We start from the raw sequence: 24,022 nt of genomic DNA on the forward strand, positions 1-24,022 counted from the left end.
TCTATTATCCAGGCTTGCGTATTGGCAAGAACAGCTAAAAAATGGGAAAGCTGCAAAGGGGTAAATCCGGGCACCGCCAAGTTCTTTAAATATAAAAGCAGGTACAGCTGCCCAGAGTTCTTCCCGCAGATTTACTTACCAAAGTAGAGCAGCATTACTTGTTGCCAAAACAGTAAAAAAAAACTAAATACCGTACTATGGAAATCAGAACCGCCCCGGAAACCCTGGCCCAGTCGCCCCCTACTTTACCGCCCAGGCAGGCAATTACCCTAAAGATAAACGGAGTAGAAAAAAAATTAGAAGTAGCCACCTGGACTACCCTACTCGACTTGCTTCGGCACGAACTGGATTTAACCGGCACTAAAAAAGGATGCGACCACGGGCAATGCGGAGCTTGTACCATATTGGTAAACAACAAGCGCGTAAACTCTTGCCTAACGCTGGCTGTGATGAAAGACGGGGCCGAAATTACCACCATTGAAGGTTTAGCCAACGGTACGGAACTACACCCCATGCAGCAGTCCTTTATCGACCACGACGCTTTCCAGTGTGGTTACTGTACTCCGGGTCAGATTTGTTCGGCAATAGGTCTAATTAACGAAGGCCAGTTTCAATCTAACGATGATATCCGGGATTTAATGAGTGGTAATATTTGCCGTTGCGGGGCTTACCCCAATATTTTAAAAGCCATTGAACAAGCCAGAAGCCAAATGACTGAAAGGAGCCAGAACGGATGAATCCATTTACTTTATCTAAAGTGGCCAATGTTGCTTCTGCCGTAAACGAAATTGCCAATCACCCCAAAGCTAAATTTATTGCCGGCGGCACCAATTTGCTGGATTTAATGAAGGTGAACGTAATGCGACCCCCGCATTTAGTAGATATTACGTCCTTAGCTTTAAATACCATTGAAGAAAACTCCGAAGGCGGTTTACGTTTAGGCGCTTTAGTTACCAACGCCGATACGGCCTATCATCCGGAAGTAAAAAAACGGTACCCTTTGCTTTCACAAGCGATTCTGGCGGGCGCTTCGGCGCAATTGCGCAACATGGCTACCAACGGCGGCAACCCGCTGCAACGTACCCGCTGTTATTATTTTTACGATACGGCCACGCCCTGCAACAAACGCGAGCCCGGCAGTGGTTGCTCGGCCATCCATGGTATTAACCGCATTCATGCTATACTGGGTACCAGCGAACATTGCATTGCTACGCACCCCTCGGATATGGCAGTAGCTTTAGCAGCTCTGGAAGCCAAAGTGTTGATTTCGGGTAACAATGGGGAACGAATTTTAAATTTTTCAGATTTGCACCGTTTGCCGGGCAATACGCCTGAACGCGATACCAACTTGGAACCCTACGAAATAATTACCGGCTACGATTTGCCCGCCCAAGGCTTCCATCAAAATTATACTTATTTAAAAATCCGTGACCGCGAATCCTACGCTTTTGCCTTAGTATCGGTAGCGGTTGGTTTGGAGCTGGATGGAGATGTAATTAAAACTGCCCGGATTGCTTTAGGTGGCGTAGCCCACAAACCCTGGCGTAATCCGGAAGCGGAAAATTTGCTCCAGCAGCAACCGGTTAACCGCGAAAATTTTAAAAAATTGGCCGAGGCTTATCTGCAAGGAGCGCAAGGTTACGGACATAATAATTTTAAAATTGAACTGGCTAAACGGGCCATTGTCCGGGCGCTGGAACAAGCCACACAAACCCAAGCAAACGCATGATGACAGATTATATAGGAAAGCCGGCTAACCGGGTGGATGGTGCGGCAAAAGTTACCGGTGCAGCCAAATACGCTGCCGAGTTCACTGCGCCCGATTTAGTTTACGGCGTGGTAGTTTCCAGCGCCATTGCCAAAGGTAAAATTACCCGCCTTGATACCAGCACCGCTTTGGCCCTGGAGGGCGTTTTACAGATATTTACCCACGAAAACCGGCCTAATCTGGCTTGGTTCGATAAGAATTACCAGGACGAGGATGCTCCGCCGGGCGCACCATTCCGGCCGCTCTACGACGAAAAGATTTTGTTTAGCATGCAGCCCATTGCCCTGGTAGTGGCCGAAACTCTTGAAATAGCCCGGTATGCTGCCTCGCTGGTGCAAGTAGAATACGAAACCGAAACGCCCACTACCAATCTGGAAGCTAACCGCGCCCAAGCCTACATACCTAAAAAATACAAAGCCGCGGAGCCTAGCCCCCGGGGCAACGCCAAAGAGGCTATTGTTCAGGCACCGGTAAAAACTGATGCCACGTATTTCCACACGAGCGAGCACCACAACCCCATGGAAATGCACGCTTCAACGGTAATTTACCAACCCGATGGCACCCTACTGATTTACGACAAGACCCAGGGTACGCAAAACAGCCAGAAGTATATTTCTAAAATTTTTAATTTATCGCCGGCCGAGGCGCACGTAGTTTCGCCTTACGTGGGTGGGGCTTTTGGTTCGGGTTTGCGGCCGCAATACCAATTATTTTTAACGGTTTTGGCAGCCCAGGAACTTAAGCGTTCGGTGCGGGTAATGCTTACCCGGCAACAAATGTTTTCGTTTGGTCATCGCCCGGCTACTTTACAACAAGTGCAACTCGGCGCCGCCCCCGACGGCGCTTTACAAGCTATTATTCACGAGAATTTTTCTGAAACTTCGCAATTTGAAGATTACACCGAGAACCAAGTCAACTGGTCAGCGATGCTTTATAATTGTTCAGATGTGCACCTGGAACATAAATTAGTTGCGCTGGATGTGTATACGCCTTTGGATATGCGGGCGCCCGGCGGAGTTACCGGCATGTATGCCCTGGAGAGCGCCATGGACGAACTTGCCTACGAATTAAAAATGGACCCGCTGGAACTGCGCTTAAAAAACTATACTGATATTGATTTAAGTAAGGATAATCCTTTTTCGAGTAAAGAACTGCGGGCTTGTTACCAGCAAGGCGCCGAACGATTTGGCTGGTCTAAACGGAATCCTACACCCCGCTCGATGCGCGAGGGGAAAAATTTAGTGGGTTGGGGATTAGCCACCGGTGCCTGGGAAGTGAAACAACAACAAGCCAGCGCCAAAGCCATTTTATCTATTGGGGGTAAACTTACCGTGAGTAGCGCTACTTCCGATATTGGTACTGGCACCTACACCATCATGACCCAGATTGCCGCCGACACGCTGGGCCTGCCCCTGGAAAATGTAACCTTTTTACTCGGCGATTCTTCTTTACCGGAAGCGCCGTTGCAAGGCGGCTCCTGGACGGCCGCTTCGGTAGGTACGGCGGTGCAAATGGTATGCGCCCAAATTGGCGAAAAATTATTTTCGCAGGCCCGCAGTATACCTAACTCGCCTTTTGCCAAGGCCAAGTTTACCGATATAATTTTTGCCAACGGACAAATGCAGCTAAAAACCGACCCAATGCAAGCGCTTTCTATTTTGGAAATTATGCGGCAAAGTGGTCTGAGCAGCGTGGCCGGCGAAGCAACGGCAAAACCAGAGGCTAAACAAAAAAAGTATTCCATGTTCACCCACTCGGCGGTATTTGCCGAAGTTAAAGTAGACGAAGATTTTGGCACGGTACACGTTACCCGGGTAATAAGCGCCATTGCTGGTGGCCGGGTACTTAACCCCAAAACGGCGCGCAGCCAAATCATAGGCGGTATTGTTTGGGGTATTGGTATGGCGCTGGAAGAAGAATCCATGCTGGATCATCAGTTTGGCCGCTTTATGAACCACGACTTAGCCGAGTACCACGTGCCGGTAAATGCCGACATTCACGACCTGGACGTAATTTTTGTGGAAGAGCACGACGATATCGTAAACCCCATTGGCGTGAAAGGCATGGGCGAAATCGGGATTGTGGGTACGGCAGCGGCCATTGCCAACGCTATTTACCACGCCACCGGTAAACGCGTCCGTGAACTACCAATTACCCTGGATAAGCTGTTGTAAAAAAGCTAAAAATTTAAAAATTCTATTCTGATTCTTCCCGCTAGTGCCAGTTTGTAGCCTATTTTTATTATTTCCTAAATAAAAGTAAGAACTACAAGCTGGCACCAGCGGGTAACAATAACTTATTTTTTATTGACTAATAAATGTATTTGCTCCTGCAATTCGGAAGCTTTTTGTTCTGCTTCGGGCAAAGGTAAGCCCCCGGGCAAGCCAGGCCGCTGGTGTTTGGTAGCCATAAGCCAGGCATCGCGCAATAAGTTCTGACGTTCGGTAATCAATTTATAATATTGTTCGGCATCCGGAACCTGCTTTAAACTTTCTACAATACCGGGTTGGCGCGCTGCTTCTTTATAACCCAGATATTTTAAAATTTCGCGGGCCATAATCCAGTGGCCAGTTTCGCCGGGATGTACGCCATCGGGGGCTAAAGCAAAACCATCTATCCCGAAAGTAGCATCTACCTGGCGGTGAGCTTGCAGGTATTCTTGCATGGGGTAATGTATATCTATAACTTCCCAATTAGCGCTTTTTTTCTGGATTAGTAACCAATTGGCGTATTTATCCAGCACGGTGGCGTAGCCTTTTTGCTTGCCTTTGAGCTCGTCGTAGTCAGGCGGAGTCAGGTGAATAAGGCGGGCGCCGGTTTTAGTTACTTGCTCGTGCAGCCAGTTCATGCCATTTTTAAATTTATTAAACCGGGCTTCGTTTAAAGGCAAATAAATGCCATCGTTCATGCCGTAGCAGGCAAATACCAAGTCGGGTTTGGTTTGGGCGAGTACGCGGGCTAAGCGTTCGTGCAAGTGAGGGCGCGGAAAACTGCCGCCGGCGTGCCCTTCTTCCGACAATCCCGAAACGGTTTCGCTGGGTAAGCCCACGTTAATAAATTCTATTTGGCGGTTGGGATTTTGCGCCATAAGGTAAGCAGTTACCTGGTTCACGTAATTACCGGCGTACGTAATGCTGTTTCCCAAAAACACTACCCGCTTTACATTGGCCCCCAGGGGTTGCGCCTGCAAAACTGGTGTAGCCAACCAAACCAGCACAAAACATAAAAGTAAACCGAAGAATCTATTCATTTTACAAGATTAAAGCCGTTCGCCTGAAATTATACATTTAAATTTATTATTCCCGAACAACCAGTCTTCTTCAACAGCCACCGCCATTTTTACCAACCTGGTTTAATCGTTCCGGGTAAAATTTTTAAAATTCACGAATAATCTACATCTGTAGCGGCTTTTCAAACGGCTCCTGCCCTTGTTTTAGCAAAAAATTTAAAAATATAGGCGGTTGATTTTCCTAAAATTTAAAAAATAATCAACCCTGCTTCACCCGGTAAGCAGCCCGGCGTGTCTTTACCCACAGATAACGAGTTATGGAAAATAAGGAACGTCCCCAGGATCAGTCGTATTTTAATCAAGCTGATTTGATCTTGCGCTACTACCGCGGTGAATTAAGTGCCTCTGAGAGCGAGAAAGTAGAACAGTGGTTAGCCGAAGACGAGGCAAATAAACAGTTTGCCGCCAGTTTACAAGATGAGGTTTATCTGCAGGGCCAATTAGATTTTTTTTCGTCTGTTGACACCGATGCCGCCTGGCAAAAAGTAGCGGGGCAAATGAACCAACCCCAACCCAAAAGTAATACCTGGTTAAATTTTAAATACGCGGCCGTTTTTCTGGTGCTGTGTGTAACGGGGGCATTAGTATATAAATACCAGCGCAGCCCAAAAGTACCAACGCAAACAATTGTCAAAATTGAAAAATTTAAAAAAATAGAGAAACCGATCACGCCATCCGCTAGCAAGCTGGCGCAGCTTACTTTGGCCAACGGCACCGTTATTCCGCTAAAGCTTAAAGCCAACGGTACGCTCTATAATAAAAACGGATTGGAAGTTACCCAGCACGCCGAAGAGTTACATTTTTCTTTTAAGCCGGGCAGCCAACAACATTTAGCCGGCAACAACACCCTTACCACACCGGTGGGCGGCCAATATAAAATTACTTTACCCGATGGCAGCGAGGTATGGCTTAATGCTTCGTCCGAGTTAACTTTTTCAGATGCTTTTGGCAAAAAAAGCCGCGAGGTTACTCTTACCGGAGAAGGTTATTTTGAAGTAGCCAAAGATAAAACCAAGCCCTTCCGGGTAACGGCCAACCACACTACCGTGGAAGTACTAGGCACGCATTTTAACGTAATGGCTTACCCCGAAGAGCAATCCATTAACACCACTTTGCTGGAAGGATCAGTAAAGGTGCATAACCAAAATCGCCACACCATTATTAAACCGGGATATCAGGCTAAATCCGGCACAACCCTGGCGGTAGAGAAAGTAGATGTAGATGCCGCCGTAGCCTGGAAAAATGGCTTATTCCAATTTCAGAACACCGAACTAGGCACCATTATGCGCCAACTTGAAAGGTGGTACGGGGTACAATTCCTAAACACTGGCCAGGTACAAGACCAGCACTTTACCGGTATTATTTCGCGGCAAACCGAACTAGCAAAAATTTTAAAAATGCTGGAATTATCGGGCGATATAAAATTTAAAACCAATGGCCAGAAAATAATTATTCTGGCTGATTAAATAGATTAACTAATAAAGGGTTGGTCCAGAAAAACACCAGCAGCGCGCCAACGCTACTGGTGCCAAAAGGACTAATCTGATAGACTTAATATTTTTCCGAGTACTAAATCTTTTAATCCAATTGCAAATTTATGAAAGTAAATCTACGCGGCAAGTGCGGCCAAATTCCTTTCGCGCATTCTTTTAAAAAGCTCTTTATTATGAAGTTGCTCGTAATGCTGCTTACCGTAACCTTTTTGCAGGTAAGCGCCAAAGCCACCTCTCAAGGCATATCAATTACCGAAAAAAACGCCTCTCTCGAAACCGTTTTTGAAATTATTCATAAGCAAAGCGGCTACTTATTTATTTACAACAACGAACTTATCAAAACGGCCAGACCGGTAACTCTTAACTTAAAAGCTGTTTCGCTGGAACAAGCATTAAGCTCTATTTTGGCCGGTCAACCACTGACTTATACTTTACTTGATAAAACCATTATTATTAAGCCTAAAACCGCGCCGCAAAAAGCAACTTTATTTAACATTGACATAAAGGGTAAAGTGCAGGACGAAAAAGGCGAAAGTTTACCCGGAGTAAGTATCCAGATTAGCGGCACCACCCAAGGTACTGTTACGGACGCAAACGGTAGCTTTAGCCTGAATGCGCCGGAAAATGCCAGTTTAATTTTTTCGTACATCGGTTATCAAAACCAAACCGTAGCAGTTAATGGCCGCGCCGAATTAACGGTTACCCTGGTGGCTGACCAAAAAGTTTTAAACGAAGTGGTAGTAACGGCTTTGGGTATTTCCCGCGAAAAGAAAGCCCTTGCCTACTCGGTGTCGGAAGTAAAAGGCGATGAATTTACCCAGGCCCGCGAAAACAACGTGGCCAACTCTTTAACCGGTAAAATTGCCGGGGTAAATGCTACCGGCTTATCTACGGGTCCGGGTGGTTCCAGCCGGGTAATTATCCGGGGTAATGGTTCGTTGGCGGGTTCCAATACACCTTTGTATGTTATCAATGGTATGCCCCTGGATAATACTACGCCCGGGGGTAGCGCCACCACCAACGGCGGCGGCACCAACGTTGACCGCGGCGACGGCATTGCCGGCATTAACCCCGACGATATCGAAAGTATTTCGGTGTTAAAAGGCGGTACGGCGGCAGCTTTGTACGGTTCCCGGGCCGCCAACGGGGTGATCTTAATTACCACCAAATCAGGTAAAGCGCAAAAAGGCATTGGCGTGCAATATAACTCTACCTACACCCTCGAAGACGTTGCAGTAGTACCAGATTGGCAATACGAGTACGGCCAAGGTCTGGAAGGCCGCAAGCCGGCCGATGCTTCGCAGGCGGTACAAACCGGTCGCTGGTCCTGGGGTGCTAAAATTGACGGTTCTGATTTTATTGCCGCTGACGGAAAAACCCACCCTTACGTAGCCCAAAAGAATAATATTAAAAATTTCTACCAAACAGGGCACACCTTTACCAACACTCTAGCTTTTAACGGCGGATCCGAAGCGTTAAACTTCCGTTTTTCTTTATCGGATTTAGACAGCAAGGCCATTCTTAAAAATTCTACTTACGACCGTAAAAACGCTACTTTAAGCCTGAACAGCAAAATCGGCAAAAGAATCAGCATCGAAGGTTTAGCGCAGTACAACAACGAACAAGCCCACAATCGCCCGAGTGCCGGCGATGCCACCGGTAACCCCAACTGGACACCCTACATGATTGCCAATTCCGTAGATATGCGGTGGTTAAGCCCCGGCTACGATGCTAATGGCATGGAAACGCCCTGGAACGATGCCGGGGTAGCTACCAACGCTTACTTTGTGGTGAACAAATTTCAAAATAATGATACCAAAAACCGCTTCATCGGTCAGGCCAGCATCCAGTTTAACTTACTCGATAACTTATACTTGAAAGGCCAGGTGGCCAAAGATTTCAATAATTACAACTTTGAATCGATTATCCCGACCGGAACTATTTATACCACCGGCAGCAAAGGCGAAATGAGCCAGTTCACGAACGAATCCAGCGAAACCAACGCTATGCTGACGGCGAATTACAGCACAAACCTGAACGAAAACTTTGGTCTGAATGTGCTGGCGGGTGGTAACCGGCGCAACAATTACATCCGCACCTATAATTTAGCGGGTAACCAGTTTATTATTCCGTTTTTTTATACTTTCTCGAACCTAACCAACACGACGCAATCACAAAGTTATTCCGAAACCGCCACTAACTCGTTGTTTGGTTCCGTGGATTTAGATTATAAAGGTTTTGCTTACTTAACTTTTACCGGCCGCAACGACTGGTTTTCTACTTTAAGCCCAAAAAATAACAGCATCTTTTATCCATCCGTAGGTGGTAGCTTTATTTTGTCGCAAGCCATTCAATTACCCAAAGCAATAAGCTTAGCTAAATTCCGGGCTTCTTGGGCGCAAGTTGGTGGCGGCGGACCTAACCCGTACCAGATTAACTTATCGTACAGCATGGTTCCCAGCAGCACCGTGCCTTTGCAAGACGTAACCAGCACTACCATTTCTAACCCGGAGTTAGGACCGTTAACTTCCACTACTACCGAGGTTGGCATGGATTTACAATTCTTTAACCGCCGTTTAGGTTTAGATTTAACGCTTTATAACCGCACTACCACCAACGATATTGTATCTACCGCCATCACCCCAACTTCCGGTTTCGAGAATATTATTTTGAACGTGGGCGAAATGTACAACAAGGGCATAGAGACCATGATAACTGGTACACCTATTCAAACAGATAAATTTACCTGGAATACCAGCTATAACTTTGCCTATAACAAAAACCGGGTAGTAAGCTTGGCCGAAGGTTTAAATACCATCCAGATGGCGACTACGGTAAATAACTACGCCAACGTAAACAGCACAGTAGGCCAGCCTTATGGAGTTATTACCGGTTATACCATGGCAAAAGACGCCAACGGCAATGTTATCTACGATCCAAAATCAGGTTTCCCGGTGCGGTCGCCGCTGCAACAATTAGGCAATGGCGTTGCTCCGCTTACCATGGGCTTAACCAACGAGTTTTCCTATAAAAACTTCTCTTTAAACGTATTGCTCGACGGCAAATTCGGGAATAAAGTATTTTCTATGATGGAGGTTTACGGCATCCGGATGGGATTATTGAAAAACACTTTGCCGGGCCGAGAAAATGGCTTAGAAGTAAGCGGTGTAACACCGGAAGGCGCTCCTTATTCGCGCACGGTACCGGTTAAAGATTTGCGGGTGTGGTACGACAATTACAAAAACTACTCCGATGTATTTTTACACGACGGCAGCTTTGTAAAACTGCGCCAGGTTATTTTCACCTATAACATTCCGGCCAACAAAATTCCAGTAATTAAACTACAAGGCGCTTCTATTTCTTTTGTAGCGCGTAACCTGGCCATCCTGTACCGCAAAACCGACAACTTCGATCCGGAGTCCAGCTTTACTAACGGCAACGCGCAAGGTTTCGAATCGTTTGGCTTGCCCCGCACCCGCACCATGGGCCTTAACTTAATGGTTAAATTTTAATCCCGCACCCAATCATGAAAACAAATAATAAATATTTTAAAATTTTATCAGGTTTAGGTCTTGTTTCCGCGCTCCTGCTCACTACAGCCTGCGACGATGGCTTTGAGCAGATGAACGTAAACCCCAACGCTTACGAAAAAGTAGTACCGGAATTTATGTTTAGTAAGGCTTTATACGATGGCGCCCGCAACCGCTTAGGCGGCGCCGACGGAGCCATGCAATACACCACCAGTTTTAACGAAGTAGCCGGTTTTGGTTCAAAATACATTTTCCTTCAAGGCTCCGCTCCTTACGGGGTATTTACCAGCGCCTACACCAACGAAATTCAGGAAATTACAGACGTAATTTTGAGCGTTAAAGACGATCCGAATAACGTAAACAAACTTGCCGCAGCGCGCATTTGGCGGGCGTATTGCTTTCATCGGGTGACGGATTTGTACGGCGATATTCCGTACAGCCAAGCTGGTTTAGGTTACCGCGAAGGCATTTTAAAACCGCAGTACGACACCCAGGAAGCCATCTACAAAGATATGCTGAAAGAACTGGAAGAAGCTACTGCCCAGTTTGACGCCGCTAAACCAACTTTTGGCAACGCCGACGTGATTTACGGTGGCAACGTAGATAAATGGAAAAAATTTGCTTATTCCCTGATGCTGCGCTTAGGCATGCGCCTGACCAAAGTAGATGCCACTTTAGCAGAAACCTGGGTAAAAAAAGCCATTGCTGGTGGTGTAATTACCAGCGACGCGGATATAGCCCAAATCATGTTCGTGGCCGGTGGTCAGGCAATCAACCAGAATCCTTTGGCTAACTCCTACCTTTCCAGCGATTATTCCTCGGCTAATGGTAGTACCAACCGCGAAGGTGGCAAATACGCCAATACGTTTATTGATTTTTTAAAAAACAACAACGACCCGCGCCTAGGTGTGCTTTCGGTGGTGTGGCAAAACGGCAAAGCCGATACAACCGCCGCCATTCAAAAAGGTATGCCGCAAAATTTCCAAACAAAACCCGCCGATTTTGTTACTTATTCCGAACCGAACCCAGCTACGTTGTTACGCCTGGATACGCCGGTATTGTTAATGACCAGTGCCGAAGTAAACTTTTTGCTCGCTGAGGCAACGTTGCGCGGCTGGTATGCCGGCGAAACTACCGAGAATTTATACAACAACGGCGTGCGCTCCGCCATGAAGCAATGGGGTTTATGGGGCGGTGCCGGTGTAATTTCCGATGCTCGTATTAACACCTATTTAGCGGCTCATCCGTTTAACGCCGCCGGCTCTACCGAAGAGCAATTGGCGCAAATTTATACGCAATTCTGGGCCTCGCTTTACCCCGATTCGCAGGAAGTATTTTCGAACTGGCGCCGCACGGGCTATCCGACCCTGGTACCCAACAATGTACCGGGTAACGCCACTAACGGCACTATCTTCCGGCGCATGTTGTACCCCTCCATCGAAGAAAGTTTAAACGCCGAAAACCTGCAGGCAGCCATTACCCGGTTGGGCGGTAATACTTTTTTAACCCGGGTTTGGTGGGACAAATAATCCCGGCAATTAGTATCTTTCGACTTTATTCAACACAAAACCCTTTATAAAATGAACACAACACCCAGAAGATCCATCTTAAAAAAATTACTTGCTTCGGTAGCGGGTATCGGCGGATTTAGTTTAGTAGCCAAAGCCAAAGAACTGGAAAGCAATGAAAAAGAAGCCTTTAACATTACCAACTTCCAGGATGTACCCTTGTTCTCGGGTTCTACCAAGCACGGCAATTTAGTTTTTGTGGCGGGTAAAGGCGCGCATTTTGAAGGCGATGTAAAAGCGCACACCGAGCACGTTTTAAAAGAACTGGAAACCGAATTAAAAAAAGCTGGCTCGTCGATGCAGAAAGTTTTAAAAGTAAACGTGTACCTGGCTGACCTGAACGATTACAAAGCCATGAATGAAGTGTACAAAGGCAAATTCGGCAGCAAGCCTCCGGTTCGGACTACCGTGGCTACTTACGGCGGCGTACCTGGTAACTCGCTCGTTGAAATGGATTGCATTGCTTACGTTTAATTTTTAAATTTTTTCTTTTCTGGTGCTAAAAGCTTTTCTCGATTCCCTTTGTGCTTGAGAAAAGCTTGTGGCTCAGAAAAGAAATTATTTCTATGATGTTTACTATGGCACTATGGCGCGGAAGTTACTTCCGTGCCTTGCTCTACTTACAAGAATTTAAAAGTTCTCGTTCGCATAGCTACTTCATTCGCTTAATATCTAAGTGAAGTTGTTTCATAGCTGAGGTTCTGTTCTTTTTGTCTTGACACAAAAAGAACCAAAAAAACGCAAGACGCTAAAAACTCGCTGACCGCTCGAACAGTTTAGCGTCAAACTCTGCACCTGGCTTAAGCTATCTGTTGCATAGTAGATTGGCAAATTTTAAAAATTTAAAATTTTTTAAAATTTTACCCACTGTGTCATTCAGAATAAACCTATTTAGCTACAAAGCATCATCAGGGAGAATTGAAAAGGCTTTTTAAACACATTTACGTTTATAAAACTGCTTAGTAGAAAAGCTTCCCTTGGGAAAGAATTGAAGGAGGATACGATAAATTTACTCTTTTGCTTGGTGGTATATGAACCTTAAAATTATTCTGAATTCCAGGTTTACTCATTGATTATTTAAAGCAATTTCCCTTTACTAATTTATTTTTTAAAGAAATACAATTACCCAATTCTTCATCCTTCCTTTTAAGCAGAAGGATTAATTGATTAGTGTTTAAGAATTTAACGTAGAAGCAATGCTAAAAACTTTAATTGCCGCTTTGTGCCTGTTACCCTACACGCTTGTTTTTGCCCAAAATCAACCGTACAACATCGTTATCAAGGGCGGGCACGTGATCGATCCGAAGAATAACATTGATGGCCCCATGGATGTTGCCATCGCGGATGGTAAAATAGCCCTGGTTACTAAAAACATCGACGCCAAACAAGGCATTCAGGTGGTGGATGCCAAAGGACTGTACGTTACGCCTGGTTTAATTGATATCCATACACACCATTTTTACGGCACCAACATGGACCAGACCTACATGAATGGTCCCAATGCTTTTCCGCCGGATGGTTTTACTTTCCGGAACGGGGTAACTACCGTGGTGGATGCCGGTAGCCCCGGTTGGCGCACTTTCCCGATTTATAAAAAACAAACCATTGATGCTTCGAAAACCCGCGTGCTGGCTTTTTTAAATATTTCGGGCGAAGGCATGCGCGGCGGCAATTATGAGCAAAATACCAACGACATGGATGCCAAGCTGTCGGCCAACACTGCCCGCCAGTACAAAGATTACGTGGTAGGTTTTAAAGTAGCGCACTTCGAAGGTCCGGACTGGACGCCCGTAGACCGCGCCGTTGAAGCCGGTAAGTTAGCAGGCGGCTTGCCGGTAATGATCGACTTTGGCGGCAGTAACCCGCCCCTGTCCATCGAAGAATTATTTATGAAGCATTTGCGCCCTGGCGATATTTACACACACGCATTCGGCCAACTGGCCAGCCGCGAATACATCGTGGATTTAAACACCAAAAAAGTAAAGCCTTTTGTGTGGGAAGCCCAAAAACGCGGCATTGTGTTCGACGTGGGTTACGGCGGTATTAGTTTCGCTTTTTCGCAGGCGGTACCGGCTTTAGCCAATAAGTTTTACCCTAACACCATCAGTACCGATATTCACATTGGTAGCATGAACGAAGCCATGAAAGATATGCTCACCACCATGTCTAAGTTTATGGCCATGGGTATGGATTTACAAAGCGTTATTAAAGCCAGCACCTGGACTCCGGCACAAGTTATTAAACACGAAGAACTGGGCCATTTATCGGTAGGTGCCCCGGCCGACGTTGCCGTTCTGGGAGTGCGCAAAGGTAAATTTGGTTTGTTTGATTATACCGGCTATAAAATAGAAACCGATAAAAGATTGGAATGTGAACTAACCGTGCGCGACGGCAAAGTGGTATATAATTTAAACGGCATTACTACGCCAGTGGTATTACCCCGCAATGCCCCCGCTTCCCGACCAGCTACGCAAACCAGCAGAACACACTAAAAAGTAGAACAGAAATTTCCCTAAACCAGTGGGATGTCCGCAAATGTAAATTTTTTAAAAATTTAATTTTACGCACTTGTTAGCTCATCTGGTCTTTGAATAATTGACTTCTAATTGTGATTCAGAAAAATTTTAGAATTCCCGCAATGCCAATTATTTCTGCTTTTTTAAACCGGGTTTGCTTACTGGGCGCTTTTATAGCCATTCCCGGCTTTAGCCTGGCGCAGGATATTAAAAATCCCGAAAAAACCACGCCCAATGTGCAGGATAACAATGCCTCGGCCATTAAACCTTTACGTGCCCTTCGGCCCGACATTCAGGTTAACCACGTTATGCAGGTAGAACCCAAAGCGGTACGTTTGCTATATCATGCCGGCACCGGCGACTTGTGGTACACTACCTTCGACGGGGATGTTTATCAGATTAAAAATACCAAGAACAGTGCACCTATGAGCCAGAAAATATTTTCAGCGGATGATCACGGCATTACCCGGTTGCAGGGTGCGGTTTTTTTAAAAAATTCTTTGTTTTTGTGCGGCAACGTAAGCGTTAACAACAACAAAGGCACCAAGGGTCGCATGGTTCGGTTTGATCTTGCTTCTACGGGTAAAGCCAAAATGACCGAGGTATTTAATACCGTAGAGTACGGCACCAACAAAACCACCTTCGACCACGGCTGGAACGCTTTGGAAATAAGCCCCGATGGCAAGTTTATTTACGTAAACAGCGGTGCCCGCACCGACCACGGCGAAGTTCAGGATAACGGCGGTTTGTACCCGAATGCCCGTAATGGGGCTTTAACAGCTAATATTTTCCGGTTTCCGGTAACGGCCCAAAACATAACTTTACCCGATAATACGGCTGAGTTAAAAGCCAAAGGTTATTTATACGCCGAAGGTATCCGCAATGCCTACGATTTAGCTTTTGACCCGGATGGCAAACTGTTCGGCGTTTCTAACTCCCCAGATTATGACATGCCCGAAGATATGTTCTGGATCCGGGAAGGGCACCATTATGGTTTCCCGTGGGTAATGGGCGGCATCGAAAATCCGCAACAATATCCCGACTGGCAACCTAGCCCCGAAACCGATCCGTTCATCAACAAATTTGCGCATGCCTGGCAGGTAAAATATTTTCACAACGACCCGGATTTTCCAAAGCGGCCCGAAGGGGTAAAATTTAGCCCAGGTGTGCAAAACTTAGGACCGGATGCGAATGAGTACCGCACCAACGCCGGCAAAGTAGTAGACGGCGACCAAACCGGGGTTACCACCAGTACCTTTACCCCGCACGCCTCTCCCCTGGGTTTATTCTTCGATAAGAAAAAAGTTTTGGCCAGCGATTTAAAAGGCGATGGGTTTGTAATCCGGTATACTTTAGGCTCGCGGTCGGTGTTAATGAAACCTTTTACCCAAGAAGGAGCCGACTTATTGCACCTGAAACTTACCTATAACAAAGCCGCCGATAACTACTACGTAAAAACCACCCGCCTGGTAGATGGGTTTAAAGAAGCGACCGACGCCGTACTGGTGGGCAACGATGTGTACGTAATTGAATATAGCGGCCGCAACAAAGGCAATCTCTGGAAAATAACTTTACCCAAAGATTCTAAAGCCAAGATTACCGAGTTTGTACGATCAGAAAAGTAGTTTTTTAAAATTTACATTAAACTTTTACTTACAGGCAATAGCCCAACTCTTAATAACCGGCACTCACCTGCTGAAGCATCCGGTCTAAAAGAAGAATCCCGGATTGGTCGTTCAACACCAATCCGGGATTCTTTTTTAAAAGCATTTTTAAAGATTTTGCGTTTTGTGCTGCTTGTTTTTTGATGCCATCCTTATTTCTGCTAAACCAAACAAGGCTATAATTCTAAGTAGATTAACAACAAACCAGCTTTATTATTAAATAAATTTAAAAGAATTGCCTATTCTGATGCGGCATTAGAAAATTTCTAAAAAGGCACTTTATAAATTGATTACAATTTAATAATTTACGGGTAATCAAAAGTTAATCCGGACATATCACATTCTGATTGAAAATTATTCAGCCTAGATTCTATTATTCAAAATAAATATCCTGCGTTTTTAAGCCCTATTTCAAAAAAAAGTATGTTTTATTGCAAAACAGGTCAATAATTTACGTTATATTTAAACAAAAGTTATGTTTTTAACTGAAAAGCTTAAAAATTTAAACTAACCCAATCTGTATAATAATGAAAATTAGTTTGAAATCTGAATCAAACCCGGCTGAACTATCCAAAGAAAAAGTATTCGAACAATTCTTTCGTGATTTTTATCCCAGGCTGGTTTATTTTGCTTATCAGATTTTAGCCGACAAAGTAAAAGCCGAAGACACGGTACAAGAAGCTTTTATTAAGTTATGGGATCATCGCGACGAAGTTTCGACCAACCCCATTGCTATTAAAAACTTTCTTTACTCAACCGTTAAAAATTCGAGCTTAAATATAATCCGGCACGAGAAAGTGGTGGAAAAGTTTAAAACCAGCTTTATTCCCGCCGAAGCCGAAGAAAACACCGTGGTTAATTACATTATCCAGTCAGAAGTGCTCTCGGAAATTCACCAGGCCATCCAAACTTTACCGGAAAGCTGCCAGCGCATTTCCCGGATGGGCTACCTGGAAGGCATGAAAAACCACGAAATAGCTGCTACGCTGGGCATTTCTATCAACACGGTTAAAACCCAGAAACAGCGGGCCATGCAGTTGCTGCGCCTGCGCCTGAACCCCGAAGCATTTATTCTAATTGCGGCGCTCATCGATAACCCTTTCTTTTAAAATTTAAAAAATTTTGCTTTCCCGGTATAGTATTTAAGCAACGTACTTAGGCACGGATTTATGTTCGTGCCTTTTCCAGGATAAATGATTCTTTAGTAATATATTAAAACGCATAATTTAAAATTTTTAAAAATTCTTTCACCCCGCCAATAAATTAGAGTGTCTTTATTAAAGTTGTGCCGGTTGCGATATTTTAAACAGCAACCAATAACATAAATTAATCAGGATACGAAATGCGTGGGTGCCGCTAGAGTTTTTAAAATTTAAATTTTTAAAAATTTACCAGGACCTGTTTTTATTCTTTAGCTGGCTACCCATTCATTTCTTCTGAAAATTGTGTATTTTGCTGTACTACTAATTTATTGGCAGGCTTCTACCCTTACCGGATTTTTAATTTTTTGATTTACCCAATACCATTCAGATACAAAAAATTTCCTCATTCTAATTGTTCGTATGAAACGCAGAGATATTTTAAAAGGCTTATCCGTTCTTCCGATTAGCGGCGTGGTTGCGGCTGGTCAGTCGGCGATGGCCCACTCGGCTACTCCTCATGAATTTGATTTACTCAATTACATGAAGAGCACCGAAAGTCCCGAGATGATGGGTCCCCTGAAAGCCGGACCAAATATTTACCAGTCCATCGGGGTAGAACCCATTATAAATTGCCGCGGTACTTTTACCATTATTGGCGCCTCAGTGGAGCTACCCGAAGTACGCGAAGCCATGGAATATGCGTGTCGGTATTTTGTGCAATTAGATGAACTAGCGATGGGCGTGGGTAAACGCCTTTCCGAAATTACTGGGGCCGAATGGGGCATGGTTTCGTCGGGTTGTGCGGCCGGTATGAAACACGTAACCGCTGCCTGCGTTACCGGCGGAAATCCGGAAAAACTTATCCGGATTCCGGATTTAGCCGGATTCGATAAAACCGAAGTAATTATTCCGAAAGATTCCCGGAACGTGTACGATCATGCCATTAGGAACATTGGGGTAAAAATTATCATGGTGGACTCAGAAGAAGAACTCCGCGGAGCCATCAGCCCCCGTACCGCCATGATTTACGCCAACGCCGATGGTTTGCCGGCTTCCGGACCATTGTCGCTGGAAAGCATTGCCGCCATTGCCAAACCCAAAAATGTTCCAATTCTGGTAGATGCGGCCGCCGAAATGTTAACCATTCCGAACGTGCATTTGCAAAAAGGGGCTTCGGTAGTAGCATACAGCGGCGGTAAAGGTATCCGGGGTCCGCAATGCGCCGGTTTGCTGCTGGGTAAGAAAGATATTTTAATGGCTGCCTGGCAAGCGAGTGCTCCGCACCACGGACCTGGCCGCGATAATAAAGTAGGCCGCGAAGAAGTAATGGGCATGCTGGCCGCCGTAGAAACCTGGGTAAAACGCGACCATGCTAAAGAATACAAAACCTGGATGGGTTACCTGGACACCATTGCAAACCGGGTTAAAAAGATTGACGGCGTACAAACCACTATCAAAGAACCAACCGGTTTAGCCAACCACACTCCTACCCTCATTATTTCCTGGGACCCGAATAAATTAAATATTATTGGGATTGAACTGGCCAACGAGCTATCGAGCACCAAACCCCGCATTGCCCTGAGTACCTACAATGGTAACCGCAACGGCGCTCCCGATCCGAATGTAACGGGTTTATCCATTAGTTCCTGGATGATGCAACCGGGTAACGACAAAGTGGTGGCCGACCGGATATATGACGTACTTTCGCGGAAGCGCCCCCCACGTGTTACCACCATGAAGTCGCCGGGTTCGAACCTGACTGGCCGCTGGGATGCAACCATTAACTTTTTTAACAGCCAAAGCCAGCACACGCTGTTCGTTGAAAAACAAGACGGTAACTGGCTGCAAGGCTCCCACAAAGGCGACTTCGATGTACGCGACATGTCGGGCACCCTGGATGGCGACAAAGTGATTTTCCGGAGCATGTACCGGGCACCCGGCGATGGCATTAGCTTTACTTTTTCGGCCACTGTATCGGGCGATACCATGTCCGGCGACATCCACATGGGTGAGTACTTAACGGCTAAATTTACCGCTAAAAGATACATGTACCCTAATTCGCAACAAACCATCTTCGTACCGATTGGACCACCGTTGTCCAGCTAATCAGGGCGAGTAAATTTTTAAAATTAACACAGTCAAAATTTTAAAAATCTGTCATTCAGCAGGAAACTATTTAGCTACATAGCCGAATAGTTTCCTGCTGAATAACAGAAACTTTCCATTCCTAGTAATTACCTTTTCTTTTTAACTTATTAATTCTATTATTTAAAAAATTCTAGCTGCTTTCTGTAAAATGCTGCATAAATCTCTATTATCCCTATTTGCTTTTTTATTGTTGATAGGTAATAGCGTTTCTGCCCAGAAAGCAGACTCGTCGCAGCTAATAATTAAAAAAACGCCCGATTTTACGGTTACCGGCGAAGGCAAATCGCCGAACTGGGCTAAAACTAAATGGGTATCCATGCCGGTGCAGGAAACAGCGGGAGAAAAACTAAATACCAAAGCCAAGATTTTGTATTCCGAAACGGGTATTTACTTTTTGTTTCATTGCGAAGACCAAAAACTCACCGCTACTTTCGAGGAAGACGGTAAGCCCCTTTATAAAGAAGATGTTGTAGAAGTATTTTTGTGGCCAGATCCCGCCATTCCGGCTTACCTAGAATACGAGCTTTCGCCCTTAAACTACGAGTTGGTACTGATGATTATTAATAAAGACGGCAAGTTTAGCGGTTGGCGCCCGAGCAGCTACACCGGCAAACGCCAGATTCAGCACGCTACCAGCGTGCAAGGCGGCGAAAAGAAAAGCCAAGCTGCTATAAAAAGCTGGATGGGTGAAATATTTATTCCTTTTAGTTTGCTTCAGCCCATGGTGCTGGGCGCCCCGGCACCTGGCAGTAAATGGCGGGCTAATTTTTACCGCATCGACCACGACAAAGGCTATACTACGGGTTCCTGGCAAAAAACCACCCCCAATAAACCGGCCAATTTTCATGAATTTAATAAGTTCGGAACCTTTGTATTCGAGTAAAACAAAAGCGCCCGGGATGCACCACGGCAATCTAAAATTTATTTCTGCTTCTTTATTTCTACTTTGTAACTGCTATTCTTCTTAGTCCGGCAGATGGCTTATTGGTTTACTTACCCTGCTTTCTTAGGCAACCTATTTTTTTAAATAGTTTTAATTTTGTTATTATTAGAGCAAATATTCCGGCGCCCAATAGCGATCCAGAGATGCTGCTACTACCCGCTAATTCTAGCAGCATTAAAATTAAAAATTTTTTATTTTTATAAAAGAATTTATTAGTTGCTTCACCCGATTCTTTAGTTCATGTGTCTTTAAAGCAACATACCGCAATAGCTTTATTTAACTAATATAATACAGCAGGTTCCAGTAAAAAAACCGCTAGGTAGTACCAGAATGGAATTGTGCCAGAAGCAAAAAATTTAAAAAATTAAGGTTTTCCCCGGAAATGTGGATATAACAGGAAAGTGATCGGGAGTAAATCAGAGTAGCGCCTAAGTAATAATAACTGCCTTTGCCTTAACCTGCTGGTAAAAAGGGTGGCAGCTCGATTATAACAGCATTTTTTAGAGTACCCCTAAGCTTTATTTCTAATTTAAACCTGTTATGTATGAAAAAAAATTTACTACTCGAGCCAAGTAGGCTGTTTTCGCGCATCTGCGTGCGAAAATTCCCATCCTTATTTCTGCGCATTTCTAAACTTACCCCGGTGCTCCTGTTACTGGTATGCCTGCAGGTTAGCGCCAAAGCCATTTCTCAACGGATAAGTATTAAGGCGCACAACGTACCCTTAGCCCAGGTATTCCAGTCCATTAGGGAGCAAAGTGGTTACGAGTTTATATACAACAACGAGCTGATAAAACAAGCTAAACCCGTAAACCTGGAAGTAAAAGAAGTTTCGCTGGAACAAGCCCTGGACCAAACTTTTATAAACCAGCCTTTAACCTATACCCTGCTGGAAAAAACCATTATCATTAAATCTGCGCGCAACAACACCAATATCCGCTCGGTGCTAAACATCGACATTAAAGGCAAAGTACAGGACGAAAAAGGCGAGGGATTACCCGGCGTTAGCATTCAGGTAAGTGGTACTACCCTGGGTACCGTAACCGACGCCAGCGGTAACTTTACGATTAACGCCCCCGAAAATGCGACCTTGATTTTTTCTTACATTGGTTATGCCAATCAAACCGTAGCGGTAAACGGCCGGGCTCAGATTAATGTTACTTTAGCTCCGGATACCCAGGCTCTGAACGAAGTGGTGGTAACCGCTTTAGGTATTGAAAAAAATGCCCGCAGCGTAACGTATGCCCAGCAAAATGTGGGCGGCGAAGAACTAAACCGGGTAAAAGACCCCAACCTGATGAACACCTTAGCTGGTAAAGCGGCGGGCGTGGTAATTACCCGCGGTACCGGCGGCCCGGGTGCGTCTTCTAAAGTTATTTTGCGGGGTAATAAATCCATTACCGGCAACAACCAACCTTTGTACGTAATCGATGGTATTCCGATGAATAACGCTAATGGTGCGCAAGGCTCCAGCTTATTTGATACCCGCGATGCCGGCGATGCTATTTCTAACTTAAACCCTGAAGATATTGAGAACATTAGCGTATTAAAAGGTGCTTCGGCGGCGGCTTTGTACGGCAGCCAGGCAGCTAACGGGGTAATTATTGTTACCACCAAAAAAGGTCGCAAAGGCATTACTTCCGTTAACTTCTCCAGCACCGCTACTTTTGAGGAACCCATTGCTTTGCCCGAGGTGCAAACTACGTACGGCCAGGGAACTGGTGGCGTGGCCAACACCGCCATTAACGATAGTTGGGGACCTAAAATTACCAACGGCAGCGACCGGCACCTGAAAGACTTTTTTGAAACCGGCAAAACGTTTGTCAACAGTTTGGCCATTACCAGCGGTAATGACATGGGTCAGTTTTACGTATCGTACGCCAACACCAACGCCAACGGCATTGTACCCAACAACGACTACAACCGCCACAATGTAAACTTACGCGGAACCACCCAGATTTTTAACAACAAGGTTTCTCTGGACGGCTCGGTAAACTACATCAACCAAATGGTTAAAAACCGGCCGCAAGCAGGTTTCTACTTCAGCCCGATATTTAGCCTTTACTTATTCCCGACCGGCGATGATTTTTCAAAATACAGCGGTTCTAAATATGCAGTTTGGAATCCTACTAGAGCTATGACTGTACAGAACTGGCCGTACATCCGGAACGAAGCTAGCTCCAACCAGAATCCTTACTGGATCACCAACAAGAACCAAACCGATCAGGGCCGCGACCGTACCATTTACTCTTTTAGCGCCAAATGGAACATCACCGATTGGTTAAATTTACAAGGCCGGACTACCTACGATAAAGTAGAAGATATTTACGAACTGCGCCAGTATGCCAGCTCCGATCCAACTCTGGTAGGGGCTAATGGCGGTTATCGGAAAAACATCACAAAAACCGATCAGTTATACACGGACATTTTATTAAGCGGCACTAAAAATCTAAGTACCAATGTTTTTATTTCGGCCACGTTAGGTTTTAGTAATACCCAGAACAACTTCTACGATTTAAACTTAGCCAATAACGGGGCAACCAATACCTTAGTGCTCCCCAACTTCTTTTCGGCTTATAACTTACAGGAGCCCTTTATCTCCACCGAAAGCACTCAGAAAAGATTAACCCAAGCCGCTTTTGGAACTGCCACCGTGGGTTACAAAGAAACTGTTTTCCTGGATCTTACTGGCCGCAACGAATGGAGCTCCACGGTAAATCAACCGTTCTTTTACCCCTCCGTTGGTTTATCTTATGTTTTAACCGAAACCTTAGGCTCTTCCGATATATTTTCCTTTGCTAAAGTAAGGGCTTCTTACGCCGAAGTTGGTAACGCTTTACCTTTTGGCGTAGCTAACTGGACTCCGCCCTATACCCTCGATCCTGGAAATAATATAATCGGACGGGCTAACTTACCTTTTTACAACGGGAACGATACCACGGCATTAAAACCCGAGCGCACCAAGTCTTATGAATTTGGTACTGAGTTACGCTTTTTGCAAGATAAATTAAGCTTAAACTTAACGTATTATAACGCTACTACTTACAACCAGGTATTCCAGATTGCGGCTCCGGCCGGAGCGGGCGCTACCAATTTCTGGATTAACGGCGGTACTATCCGGAACAAAGGGGTAGAAGCCGTTGTGAGCTATAACGCTGAGTTTGGTAAAGTAAAATGGACGCCTACCTTAAACTTCTCGCGCAACATTAACCAGATTCGGGAACTAAGCGATTTGTTAAAAGCCCAGTATTTTGTATTGAATAATGGCGGCAGCACCCGCATGATTCAGCTTTTACTGGCCCGGCCGGGTATTGCTAACCTGGGTGGTAAAGAATACGGCTCTTACGGCGATTTATTCGGAAAAGCGTATCAGCGCGACGAAAACGGTAATATCAAGTACGGCGCCAATGGTTTACCCTTACTTTCGGCCGGTACCGATCAGTATTTAGGCAACGCCAACCCGAACTTCCTGCTGGGCTTTAACAACCAGTTCTCCTACAAAAATGTAAACTTATCCTTTTTGGTTGATGGCCGGTTTGGTGGTAAAATTGTGTCGCAAACCCAGCAATGGCTCGACTTTAAAGGCTTATCGCGTAGATCCGGCGAGGCCCGCGATGCTGGCGGCGTAATGGTAAACGAACAAATGATTGCCGCCGAAACCTACTACAACTTTATTTCGGGTAAAGGCGATGTGGCTGCGGCCGCTGAAGAATACTTGTACGATGCCACCAACATCCGCTTACGGGAATTCGCCATTGGTTACACCTTCCCGAAATTCAAAAGTGTGATCAAAGACTTAAACCTGTCTTTAGTTGGCCGCAACTTACTGTTCTTCTACAAAGACGCTCCCTTTGATCCGGAAATCAGCATATCTACAGCAAATGGCATGCAAGGCATGGACGCTTTTAATATGCCATCTACCCGTTCTTACGGCGTTACTTTGCGGGCTACTTTCTAAAAT

At 45.3% G+C, this 24,022-nt stretch carries 14 protein-coding genes; 13 read left to right on the forward strand and 1 reads right to left on the reverse strand.

Features of this window, described 5'->3' with window-relative positions; translation table 11 throughout:
• The first annotated feature begins 197 nt into the window (after positions 1-197).
• From HUW51_RS22585 to HUW51_RS22595, 3 genes are read left to right on the forward strand one after another with little or no spacing between them, the layout of a single operon-like run.
• Positions 198-737 carry a (2Fe-2S)-binding protein gene (locus HUW51_RS22585; RefSeq protein WP_185271859.1) on the forward strand — a complete coding sequence of 180 codons (540 nt, stop codon included), beginning with the start codon at positions 198-200 and terminating at the stop codon, positions 735-737.
• A complete protein-coding gene (locus tag HUW51_RS22590; protein ID WP_185271860.1) occupies positions 734-1,729 on the forward strand; it encodes an FAD binding domain-containing protein in 996 nt (331 codons plus the stop codon). Before HUW51_RS22585 ends, HUW51_RS22590 begins: the two co-directional genes overlap by 4 nt.
• Entirely contained in the window at positions 1,726-3,942 is a 2,217-nt protein-coding gene (locus HUW51_RS22595) for a xanthine dehydrogenase family protein molybdopterin-binding subunit (protein WP_394353942.1), read from the forward strand. The genes HUW51_RS22590 and HUW51_RS22595 overlap by 4 nt, the downstream gene beginning before the upstream one ends.
• Positions 3,943-4,064: 122 nt before the next feature.
• Here the strand turns inward: HUW51_RS22595 and HUW51_RS22600 are convergent, their stop codons facing one another.
• Complete coding sequence (locus HUW51_RS22600; protein ID WP_185271861.1) at positions 4,065-5,018, reverse strand: SGNH/GDSL hydrolase family protein; 954 nt, start codon at positions 5,016-5,018, stop codon at positions 4,065-4,067.
• Between the two features lie 296 nt (positions 5,019-5,314).
• Between HUW51_RS22600 and HUW51_RS22605 the strand changes: the two genes are divergently transcribed.
• From HUW51_RS22605 to HUW51_RS22650, 10 genes are all read left to right on the forward strand, one after another.
• Positions 5,315-6,523 carry a FecR family protein gene (locus tag HUW51_RS22605; RefSeq protein ID WP_185271862.1) on the forward strand — a complete coding sequence of 403 codons (1,209 nt, stop codon included), beginning with the start codon at positions 5,315-5,317 and terminating at the stop codon, positions 6,521-6,523.
• Positions 6,524-6,654: 131 nt separating this feature from the next.
• Positions 6,655-10,062: a SusC/RagA family TonB-linked outer membrane protein gene (locus tag HUW51_RS22610; RefSeq protein ID WP_228466835.1), complete on the forward strand. Its 3,408-nt coding sequence runs from the start codon at positions 6,655-6,657 to the stop codon at positions 10,060-10,062.
• Between the two features lie 14 nt (positions 10,063-10,076).
• Positions 10,077-11,609, forward strand: coding sequence for a SusD/RagB family nutrient-binding outer membrane lipoprotein (locus tag HUW51_RS22615; protein WP_185271863.1), 1,533 nt, complete (start codon positions 10,077-10,079; stop codon positions 11,607-11,609).
• Positions 11,610-11,660: 51 nt separating this feature from the next.
• Positions 11,661-12,122, forward strand: coding sequence for a RidA family protein (locus HUW51_RS22620; protein WP_185271864.1), 462 nt, complete (start codon positions 11,661-11,663; stop codon positions 12,120-12,122).
• Between the two features lie 722 nt (positions 12,123-12,844).
• Positions 12,845-14,140, forward strand: coding sequence for an amidohydrolase/deacetylase family metallohydrolase (locus HUW51_RS22625; RefSeq protein WP_185271865.1), 1,296 nt, complete (start codon positions 12,845-12,847; stop codon positions 14,138-14,140).
• A 146-nt stretch (positions 14,141-14,286) separates the two neighbouring features.
• Entirely contained in the window at positions 14,287-15,789 is a 1,503-nt protein-coding gene (locus tag HUW51_RS22630) for a PQQ-dependent sugar dehydrogenase (protein ID WP_185271866.1), read from the forward strand.
• 566 nt (positions 15,790-16,355) lie between these two features.
• Positions 16,356-16,937, forward strand: coding sequence for an RNA polymerase sigma-70 factor (locus HUW51_RS22635; RefSeq protein WP_185271867.1), 582 nt, complete (start codon positions 16,356-16,358; stop codon positions 16,935-16,937).
• A gap of 453 nt (positions 16,938-17,390) precedes the next feature.
• Positions 17,391-19,076: a PLP-dependent transferase gene (locus HUW51_RS22640; protein WP_185271868.1), complete on the forward strand. Its 1,686-nt coding sequence runs from the start codon at positions 17,391-17,393 to the stop codon at positions 19,074-19,076.
• Between the two features lie 190 nt (positions 19,077-19,266).
• Positions 19,267-20,001 carry a carbohydrate-binding family 9-like protein gene (locus HUW51_RS22645; protein WP_185271869.1) on the forward strand — a complete coding sequence of 245 codons (735 nt, stop codon included), beginning with the start codon at positions 19,267-19,269 and terminating at the stop codon, positions 19,999-20,001.
• A gap of 604 nt (positions 20,002-20,605) precedes the next feature.
• The gene (locus HUW51_RS22650; RefSeq protein ID WP_185271870.1) at positions 20,606-24,019 is read left to right on the forward strand and encodes a SusC/RagA family TonB-linked outer membrane protein; all 3,414 of its coding nucleotides are present in this window, start codon (positions 20,606-20,608) and stop codon (positions 24,017-24,019) included.
• The last annotated feature ends 3 nt before the right edge of the window (positions 24,020-24,022 follow it).

Source organism: Adhaeribacter swui (assembly GCF_014217805.1).
In the GTDB taxonomy this organism is placed as follows: domain Bacteria; phylum Bacteroidota; class Bacteroidia; order Cytophagales; family Hymenobacteraceae; genus Adhaeribacter; species Adhaeribacter swui.